This is a genomic window from Dysgonomonas termitidis (assembly GCF_042654545.1).
Lineage (GTDB): Bacteria > Bacteroidota > Bacteroidia > Bacteroidales > Dysgonomonadaceae > Dysgonomonas > Dysgonomonas termitidis.
Genome location: NZ_JBHSGN010000122.1, coordinates 1 through 9,425 on the forward strand (window position 1 = coordinate 1; position 9,425 = coordinate 9,425).

Here is a 9,425-nt window from a genome sequence, read left to right on the forward strand (position 1 = left end):
GTATGCCGGCTGTATCTTCATAATAGGAATCATTATTGGAGTATGTCCTTCGTCTCATATTTTTAGCTATTGGCTGGTTATTAATTCGGATCTCCTACTCTCATGCTATAGTTTCCTGTTATCCCGCACAAAATATTCACTTCCGCTACTTTGCCTGCCGGAATGCTTACTGTAGGCTGACCGTAATTGTTCCTTAACCCTGTTACCGTAGGCAGTGTAAGTGTAATGGCGGACGCTCCTGTATTTTCAACCTCTATTACCATCTCGTAGCAGGATTTAAGACTGCTGATATTCGCTATCGACATTGTTGCACTGGCGGATATCTGGCATAATGTGTATGAAGCTGTAGCCGGGATATTTGCTACGGAAGTGAGCGACTGGGAAGCTAACTTGAATGCGATATAAGGCAGGGCATCAGCTAAGGATGCAGCCAGCGCATCCCAACCTACTACCGACATAGAGCCGTCGTTTTCCACGAATACCTTACCTGCGTTACCCGCTATCGCCGCAACGCCTTTTACGAGCCCCAGCACATCTGTCGCCGCCTGATTGACTGTATCCGTTCCCCTGTCTATCCATTCGAATACTCCGGGGGATGTTTCCAGATAAGTCCACGCGTGACCGGCCGGTGCGTCCTGATCGAGATTGACGACGGTCGCATTATCCAAAGGGGCTGCGCCTTTTATGGCTGTCCATGCATCGGTAAGCTGCTGCTGTGTAGGAGTGTTTCCCAAATTAGCCGCTGCACGTCCCGTCCCTTTTATAATTGCAATATCCGCCGTATTTATGCCTATCTGTTGGAAGCTCTCTTTCGGCATGGCCCCATCCTGTACTTCGGAAGCGTTTGGTATTACGTTGCTTGTATTACTTGTTATTCCGGATAACAGGTTTTTAGATGTTTCATTCAGTTGCAGACGTTTTGTTGTAGGGTTGTTGTCTATGGAGATATCGGAGAGGACGGATTGGTTGAGTTTGGTATCGGTGTAGCTATTAGCATCCTGTAATACATTTTCACCTACAGCATCGGTATAGTCCCTTGATTTTCTTTCTACATTAGATAACCTGTACTTATCTTTGAAATAGCACCACAATGAGAATTCAGTTATTTCATCAGGTTGCAATATAATTGATCCTCCGTAATCATTAAAAATAGGCGATTCTGTCGGTAGCGATATGGTTATGGGATTTTGAGATACATTTTTAATTATGATACGCATCTCATATCCGGGCTTCATACATTCCAATCCCTGGAGAGTAAATTGTTGGTCAATTAATGCCTCTACGGCGACATTACCCTTTGGTTTCAGATTAAATAATGTATCTACAACTTCATACCGGGTCATAAACCGGGTATACATATTCGATGGATCTAATCCTTTCCACTCCCTTTCTTCTATATCCCAGTATGCGAATGTCTTTAAAGACTGAACAAAAGCAAACCAACCGTAATATCCTTTCGGATACCTTTCATATATATCATATATAGAGCCGTATGCGCCTTTATAATCCTGAAAGGGAACACGGTCTTTTCTGTCTATTCTATTAAATCCGCTCATTGTCTGCAATTTTTATTAATTGTAATTTTTCTATTGCTGCCTGTTTTGTTTTGTCGGATAATTCGGATTGCTCATAAATAAGTTGAACAATCGAGACTATAAGGTAAATGAATACAGGAATAAGTCTGCTGTCTATATCTTCCAGTATCTGGCTATTCTCGTTATCCATGTCAATAGTTAGTTTTGGTATGTAATAACCGAAATCAATTTTATGCTCTCTGTATGTTTTAGGAAGTGAGTAGTATTCTAACTTTTTACCCTCGCTTGTTTTTATAACAGCGCATACAGGCGATGATACGCCGCCCCGTAAATAAGGGTTGAATTGATTCATATATGCCGGACTGTCCGAGGTAATAATTTTACTAACCGGGCGCTCCCAGCCTCTCATTTTGAATAATTTCAGTGAATGAAAATCTTCCGGAAGTTTTATATAGCCGCTGCCGTCTTGATTTTTTACAATATCTATAGGAGCATCTTCCGGCGATAATTCTTTGGACGGAAGTAAATCACCCGGTGATAATTCTATTAATAGGTCGTAGGCTTCGCTTATGGATTCTTTTATGTAAATCTCTACTGGTTTGTCGTATCTTTCAGGGTCAAGGACAACCAACCCGTCAGTCAAAGGAGTAATCACTGACGAATCGGGATCAAGTACAGCTAACCCCGAACCATACGGGGTTAGCTCTTGTAATTTCACCTTAACCTTATATATAAGATCCTTTATAGTCATTATTCATTGAAAATTCTCCAATTCGGGAAATTAAACCCATTTTCTTTTGCCAGAATAACCAGGCTTTCAGCTGTCAGGGCATTATTTAATATTTCAGGGCTTACGCCTTTTGAACCCATAAATTCCCGCACCTGCTGCTGATTGGACACATGCTCCGAGTATAAATCCGGATTTTGAGGAACGCCGACGCCTTTACCATTATCGAGCGTTACTTTCTGGCTGAGGCTCTCTGTACCTTCTTCATCAGGTGCATCTTCCTCTGTCTCGCTTTCAACGTATATCTGTTTATCCTTGAATCGCTGAGATGCCTTAATGGCTTTTATCACAAGAGGATCCTTTGACATATACCGTCCTCCGATAATGGAAGTACCGTTGTTTGATCCTCCTGTATATTCTATACGCACGCCTTTACCATTATCGAGCGTTACTTTCTGGCTGAGGCTCATCAATCCTTTTAGCCTGAATATGACTATAGTTATTTTTGACATGTTTTTTAATTTTGATTATGATAATAAGCGGAGCTATGATATTGACTATAACTCCGCTTTTAAATTATATTAAGCTGCTTTCATTATTTTACAATGGCAGGATGGATATCCCAATCCTACGCAGAAGCTTTCCGAGTTAACGGTAGTGTCCGACTTCCTTACACCAAGCTGCTCCTGGTCATATTGTTTTGTAGTTCTTGCTTCCCATATATATTTATACAGGTAATCAGGATCTAATACATAGGCATTTTCTGCGTCATCGTACAAATCCAGCAATTCATGATGGATCAGATATAGTGTACCGAAGTTTGTTCTTATGGTAGTCCACTCTATACCCCATTGTACGTCTGTGCCTGTTGTAATATCTTTGTACAATGTCCAGTCTATTTTACTTACATTGGATATAAACTTGGAACCGGCAAAAATAGCGCGTTTCTTAGATCCGCTGTTTTTAGTAAATATATATTCGAGCATGTCCACGAAATCGTCTTTAGTAAACGTCGTATATTCGTACTCTTTGAACATATATTTAGTGATACCGTTACATGTATACACATCTACGTTCTGATCATCATCATACGTCATACCTTTCTCTCCATACATCAGGGAGCCTTCCATTTCCATACGCCATTCAAAGATAGCAGCCTCATTCATATCTTCTTTTTCCCAGTCCAGTATCTTATCCTGTTTTTGGTACCATTTCGAAACGTCTATCTGGCACATGAACGTTTGCGCATAGTTATTGTCTATCGTAGGATAAGAAGATGTAGGAGGTGTTTTTACGTCAAATTCAGTGGCCGCACGTCCCAAACGGAATAGTTTCGTATTTGCCGGGATAGAAGGTATGAATTTTTGTGTTTTAGGTCTTAGAGCTGTACCCGTTAATGCTCCCCCGTTGGTCGCGTATACAGTGATCTGGTTTCCTGCGATGCTTTTTACTCTCAATTGCAGGTATACCTTTGTACTACGCACAGTACCTGATTCGTCGTATCCATATACACCTTTTACACGTATTGTACTGGATTTTGCGAATATAATAGGGTTGTCTACCGTTAACACAGCTGTCGAACTGGTTGTTACTTGTGTATAAGCACTCGTCGCAAATGTCTCGAATGGCTTTATATCAACACTTCCCCATTTTGCTTCTATGGAATTCGTATTCCGTGGGGTCATATGACGCAGCATAGTATCAAGTATGGCTTTATCCGGCCTTACTTTTATTATCTCATCATCATAAAACGGTTTTAATAGCTCTGATTGGACATTTTTACCGGTATCGACACTGACTTCCCCGGCTACATGCTTTCCAAGATTATCAGCTCCGGGAGAGCTTGGATCGGCTCCTGTGTTGTTCGGTGTGAATATGCCTTCTGCCGCATGTACGGAGCCCGCATCGGTCACTCCGATAATAGCGCATGCAAGGGAAAGTAGCAAAATAATCAGCCCTCCCTTTCCAAAATAGTTTTTAAAAATTTCTTTCATTTTTTTATAATTTAATGTTACTTAATTAGTTCCGTATTTGTTCCCCAGCTTCCGTTTTTCCTTGGTGTAGAAATTCTTTCTTCCGGTTTATTCTGAGGCTTGCCGCTTGTGGCTCCCAGTGTAGGAACTCCGTCTCCCCCTCCATTATCGTTACGCACCTTTTCTACTATTTTCTGGGTACGTCCTTTCGCTTCTCCGGCTTTTATAGCACTGTCTACGTCTGTATCGTAGTCATATGCTTTTTTTAAAGCCTCCAGTCCTTCTGTACTATACACTCCTGAAAATGCAGGCATATAGATAGTATCATAAGCCCATTGCAGAAATTCCGAAAACTGCTCTTCGGTCATGCCGTTATTTTCGGCAAATGCTTTGAAGACTTCTTCCGATTTAGATATGTTATCTTCAAATTCTTGTTGCTGTTTAGCAGTTCTATCAAATGCATCCTGTTCAGACTTCATCCGCTCGTCCTCTGCCTGAATTATTTCTTTAAATTCTTCGCTTTCGGGATCAAGCTCCAATATAGATTTTCCATACATTTTCACAATGTCCGGCAACATATTATTTCCGGACATAATAGATTGGAGAAGGGCTGCGTTCCGGGGGTTCTTCCTTACTCCTTCCGCAAGTTTATTACTTGTATCGTTCACCTTTCCGTATCTGTCGAGTATATGGTCTATCGCATCGTCATCGCTTTCAAAGATCATGTCTGGACTATTTGATTTCAGATAATCCATCATTCTGGAACGTCCTCTTAACGGTTGTTCTTCCGGTTCGGTGACTACTTCCTCAGCCATTACTTTTTCTTCATCTTCCATTATTTATAATTTATATAAAACTTAAAGTATTACTTTACAAATTTGTTATATATAATTGTATTTAAAAGTGTTGAAAAATTAATTTTTTATGTTTATTTCTTATTATTTTTACAGCAGAATCATTTTTTTATAATATGTGTACGCTTAAAAAAATAAAGGATCGGGATTTTAATTTAGCTTACAAAGAAGTGATTCGTAGATATGGACAAAAAGCCAGATTTATGAAAAGGATAGATATCGTGAATGAAGCGGTAAATATGCCGGCTCCCCGATATTACATAACTGAGCATGAAGCTGGAAGAATGATAAATAAAATGATGAAAGGCTATATTCCGCAGCACAAAAGAATGGAAAGGCGCAAGATGTATTTCGATATGTTCAATGCTTTTCTGGAATGGAGGATAAATAATCCGGACAGTAAAATATCTGAAGGTATAAATTATGTGATATATAATGAGGCTCCCGGATTTTATATAACGGCGCAATATGCGTCACAAATAAAAATAAGATGAAATATATTTTTATAATAATATGCATAATTGTTTATTTTTTGCCTGTCGATATCCTTTTGGCTGGGTATTCAGATAATAGTCCGGTATATACATTCTTTATATACATGGTATTTCACAAATCGTTTATTCATTTATCATTGAATATGATGTCTTTTTATTTCATATATGGATCAATAAATATAAAGGACAGATTATTTCTTCTATTATATCCGGGCTCTGTGCTTATCGCATTTTTGTCATCTATGCCGGAGCCTACCATAGGAGCATCGGGATTGATTTATATATTATGTGGTATACGCTCAGGAGCTATAATAACCATTCCGTATAAGTTTATTCCGTTTTTCACTTTAGTTATTTCTTCTATAACTATAGGTTTTCTACTGCCGGGTATTAATGGATTAATCCATTTATTAGGCTTCTCATTGGGATTTTTAGCATATATAGTTAAGTCTATTTTTAATGAAACTGACAGCGTCATACATAAGGGAAGAGAATAAAAAACGTAACAGGGATTTACGGCAGGAAGAAGATCAGTATAACCCTTATATTGGTGCAGGATCGAATACCGTAGAAAGAACTCCTTTAAGGATAAGTGATTTACCTATTCCTCTCTTTTATGCACCTAAAGAAATGCTTTGTCATGACCTCATAAAGTCACTGGAAAAAGAAGGTTCCATATTCGCTTATCTGCAAAAATTAAATATACCACCACAAAAGGAGAATGTAAGGAAAATAATCATAGCAGTCGAGAAAATAAGGATTAAGACGGATTTTGAATACACAGCAGCTTCTTATTTCAAAATAAAACCTAAACCCAAAAAAGACCCTTTTACCGGACAGGATATTGTTATAGAAGGGGATATCCCATTTATATTGAACAGAGGACAGCGCAAACTTTTAAAAGTATTGGAATCATTCAGGCTCAGGCGGAAATCCATCAGGATAATCCTGTTAAAAGCCAGGCAATGGGGCGGCTCCACGCTTGTACAGTTATATATGGCATGGATGCAACTATTCCATCACCGGCAATGGAATAGTACAATATGTGCGCATGTTGAAAATACAGCCAGAATTGTAAAGGGCATGTATACTAAGATTTTAAAATACATACCTGTCGAATTGGTCGATAATGTAAATTATTTGATGATGCGGCCATATGAAAAATCGGCAAAGACATCTATCATAGAAGGTCCCGACTGCCGTATCACTATAGGGAGTGCCGAAAAACCGGATGGTGTACGCGGGGAAGATACAGTAATGGCGCATTGTACCGAAATAGGAATTTGGAAAGTAACAAAAGGAAAAACCCCTGAGGATATATTAAATTCGGTTACTTCCGGTATACCTATGGTAGCTGATTCTATAGTTGTCTATGAGAGCACGGCTAAGGGCGTGGGTAATCTTTTTCATAGGGAATGGCTAAGGGCTAAATCAGGAGAAAATAATATGACTCCCGTATTTATTTCATGGTTTGATATTGAAAACAATGCAGTAAAAATAGACAATGTCATTGATTTTATTAACTCGATGACAGATTATGAATATAACCTTTGGGAAAAAGGGGCGACGCTTGAGCAGATAAATTGGTATAGGAATAAATCTAAAGAATACCCTAACGAATGGGGAATGCGTCAGGAGTTCCCGTCCGATGATATCGAAGCATTTCAGAGTTCCGGGAAGCGTAAGTTTGATATATACCAGGTACAGAACATGCGTAAATTCAATAAAGAGCCATTGTTTTACGCTACCGTCGAATCTACTCTGCTTCTTAAAGAATGCGATGATTCTGATAAGCAAAAGGAATTTCTAAAAAATTCATTTATAAAAAAACTGGAAGGCGTTCCGAATAAAGAGGATAATCTTCTTAAAGTATGGGCTCTTCCAACAAAAGAATATATACGTCGTCGGTATGTCGTAAGTGTCGATATCGGAGGTAAATCCGACAAAGCGGACTGGTCTGTCATTACCGTTTTCGACCGGAAATATATGACTGAAATAGGCGGAGTTCCGGAAAAAGTAGCGCAATGGAGAGGGCATATAGATCACGACTTATTAGCGTGGCTGGCAGCTATGATAGCTACAATATATGACAATGCGTTACTGGTATTTGAATCTAATACATTTGAAACAGAAAAAACGGAAGGCCAGCACTTCGAATACATACTTGATGAATTAGGCGGCGCATATGATAATCTGTATTGCCGTAATTCGGCGCAACGCATAAAGGAAAATTTACCTCCTAAATGGGGATTCCATACGGGTGAGTCCTCAAAAACAATGATTATGGACAATATGACAAAAATGTTACGTGAGGAAGGTTATTATGAACGTGATCTGGAATGCTGTAACGAAATGGATCAGTACGAAATCAAAGAAGACGGCAAACTTGGAGCTATCGAGGGCTGTCATGACGATATATTAATGTCTACGGCAATAGGGGTATATGTCTGTTACGACTTTAAATATTTTCCCATGCCCGAAATATATATTCCATATGAACATAAAAATCATAATAAACAACCAAAAATCAGAAATGAATCAACATTTTAAATAAATAATTTATGGAAAAATCAATCAAATCAAATGTATGGTTAGAAACCATGACATTTTTAATAGCTACAAAAAACTGGATCATAGAGATCTGGCTATTGTTTATCCTGGGTCTTAGGCTCCGTATGGCTATAAAGTTAGCCGATATGAAGCATTTCATCAGAGATAAACGCTATTTTGTATATCCAGACAGGATAAGCGGGGGGCTGTTGGTTCTGAATAACGATGAAATCGATATCCGGAAAAAACAAAAGTTAATGCCTCCCGGAATGAAATATCTGGAGATAAGGAACCGGTGCTTCTACGTTACGGCGACAAAAAGGTATGGGACGGATGCGCCTACAGAGATAGAGAAAAAGGAGATGAGGGATCGTTACCTGAATTGGCAGAAACTATTGAAGCCTTTTTTCAGGAAAGCCAGGGTAGGAATACCGGTAGTAAAGAAAAAGAAATGAAAATATATACCGTAAAACGTAGAAGGAACGGGCTTTCCTTTTTATTGGATGAAGACAGGATAAAAGCCCGCTCCTGGATATATGCCGAAATCAAACTTTTTATCGGGAAATTAACGGGGAGATATGACGCCTCATGCCATATAGATGGAATGCTTGTAGAAGAGATACCTGTAAGCGTTGATAATATGTTGGATATAATGATAATGATTAAAACAATAAAACTATGACAGAGAAAAATTGGAAAGTAACAATCGATATCAGTAAAATAGGACAAAAAAACACTTTAGAAACATATAACCTGTCCGCATGGAAAAAGAAAATAGGTTGTTATGGGAAAAGAGCGGCTAAAAGGATGCTATATTGTGCCCCTGAATGCCAAGTGTCGCCGACAGGAAATGGATATTGCCTGGCAAAGGACGTTTGTAAGAATTACGTCGAAAGGAAGCATTAATATGTTATATAATTATTTACACAAATAAACAATAATGATATGTTTAAACTTAATAAAGAATTAAAAAAAGGAGATACGCTGTATATAGACGCATTAGCGGATGGAATACATGAATTTCTTGTAGAATCGGTATCAATTAACAAAAATTGCATATCCGTAAAGATAGAACGCCGGAATGATTACTACGGAAGTCCATTCCTATTCGGACATAAAAACGGAAAAACCCTTTCATCCGATTCAGAGATATTTTACGTGAATATAGGCCATGCGAAAGATGCGGTATATGAAAGGGTAACCTCGAGAATATGGATGGATTATATAAGATCCAAGAAAGAAATTAACAGGATAAACGAAATAATAGAACAAGAATCATCCATATAAATAAC

General features: G+C 38.6%; 12 protein-coding genes. 7 read left to right on the forward strand and 5 right to left on the reverse strand.

Annotation, left to right across the window (positions count from 1 at the left end; translation table 11 throughout):
• Nucleotides 1-80 precede the first annotated feature (80 nt).
• The 5 genes from ACFO6W_RS20970 to ACFO6W_RS20990 form a co-directional block, all read right to left on the reverse strand.
• Nucleotides 81-1,556: a hypothetical protein gene (locus ACFO6W_RS20970; RefSeq protein WP_380000111.1), complete on the reverse strand. Its 1,476-nt coding sequence runs from the start codon at nt 1,554-1,556 to the stop codon at nt 81-83.
• Nucleotides 1,543-2,253 (reverse strand): hypothetical protein, encoded by a 711-nt coding sequence (locus ACFO6W_RS20975; protein WP_380000113.1) that lies wholly within the window; start codon nt 2,251-2,253, stop codon nt 1,543-1,545. Before ACFO6W_RS20975 ends, ACFO6W_RS20970 begins: the two co-directional genes overlap by 14 nt.
• 32 nt (nt 2,254-2,285) lie before the next feature.
• Nucleotides 2,286-2,774 (reverse strand): hypothetical protein, encoded by a 489-nt coding sequence (locus ACFO6W_RS20980; protein ID WP_380000115.1) that lies wholly within the window; start codon nt 2,772-2,774, stop codon nt 2,286-2,288.
• Between the two features lie 69 nt (nt 2,775-2,843).
• Entirely contained in the window at nt 2,844-4,256 is a 1,413-nt protein-coding gene (locus ACFO6W_RS20985) for an SU10 major capsid protein (RefSeq protein WP_380000117.1), read from the reverse strand.
• Nucleotides 4,257-4,273: 17 nt separating this feature from the next.
• Nucleotides 4,274-5,071 (reverse strand): hypothetical protein, encoded by a 798-nt coding sequence (locus tag ACFO6W_RS20990; protein ID WP_380000119.1) that lies wholly within the window; start codon nt 5,069-5,071, stop codon nt 4,274-4,276.
• 221 nt (nt 5,072-5,292) lie between these two features.
• Here ACFO6W_RS20990 and ACFO6W_RS20995 point away from each other — a divergent pair, with 221 nt between their 5' ends.
• Genes ACFO6W_RS20995 through ACFO6W_RS21025 form a run of 7 tightly spaced genes read left to right on the forward strand, consistent with a single transcriptional unit; the run spans nt 5,293 to nt 9,420 of the window.
• Nucleotides 5,293-5,583 carry a hypothetical protein gene (locus ACFO6W_RS20995; RefSeq protein ID WP_380000121.1) on the forward strand — a complete coding sequence of 97 codons (291 nt, stop codon included), beginning with the start codon at nt 5,293-5,295 and terminating at the stop codon, nt 5,581-5,583.
• Nucleotides 5,580-6,080 carry a rhomboid family intramembrane serine protease gene (locus tag ACFO6W_RS21000; protein WP_380000123.1) on the forward strand — a complete coding sequence of 167 codons (501 nt, stop codon included), beginning with the start codon at nt 5,580-5,582 and terminating at the stop codon, nt 6,078-6,080. Before ACFO6W_RS20995 ends, ACFO6W_RS21000 begins: the two co-directional genes overlap by 4 nt.
• Nucleotides 6,043-8,133: a hypothetical protein gene (locus ACFO6W_RS21005; RefSeq protein WP_380000125.1), complete on the forward strand. Its 2,091-nt coding sequence runs from the start codon at nt 6,043-6,045 to the stop codon at nt 8,131-8,133. The genes ACFO6W_RS21000 and ACFO6W_RS21005 overlap by 38 nt, the downstream gene beginning before the upstream one ends.
• An 11-nt stretch (nt 8,134-8,144) precedes the next feature.
• Nucleotides 8,145-8,588 (forward strand): hypothetical protein, encoded by a 444-nt coding sequence (locus ACFO6W_RS21010; protein WP_380000127.1) that lies wholly within the window; start codon nt 8,145-8,147, stop codon nt 8,586-8,588.
• A complete protein-coding gene (locus ACFO6W_RS21015) occupies nt 8,585-8,815 on the forward strand; it encodes a hypothetical protein (RefSeq protein ID WP_380000129.1) in 231 nt (76 codons plus the stop codon). Before ACFO6W_RS21010 ends, ACFO6W_RS21015 begins: the two co-directional genes overlap by 4 nt.
• Nucleotides 8,812-9,039, forward strand: coding sequence for a hypothetical protein (locus ACFO6W_RS21020; protein WP_380000131.1), 228 nt, complete (start codon nt 8,812-8,814; stop codon nt 9,037-9,039). Before ACFO6W_RS21015 ends, ACFO6W_RS21020 begins: the two co-directional genes overlap by 4 nt.
• Before the next feature lie 39 nt (nt 9,040-9,078).
• Nucleotides 9,079-9,420: a hypothetical protein gene (locus ACFO6W_RS21025; RefSeq protein WP_380000133.1), complete on the forward strand. Its 342-nt coding sequence runs from the start codon at nt 9,079-9,081 to the stop codon at nt 9,418-9,420.
• Nucleotides 9,421-9,425: the final 5 nt, after the last annotated feature.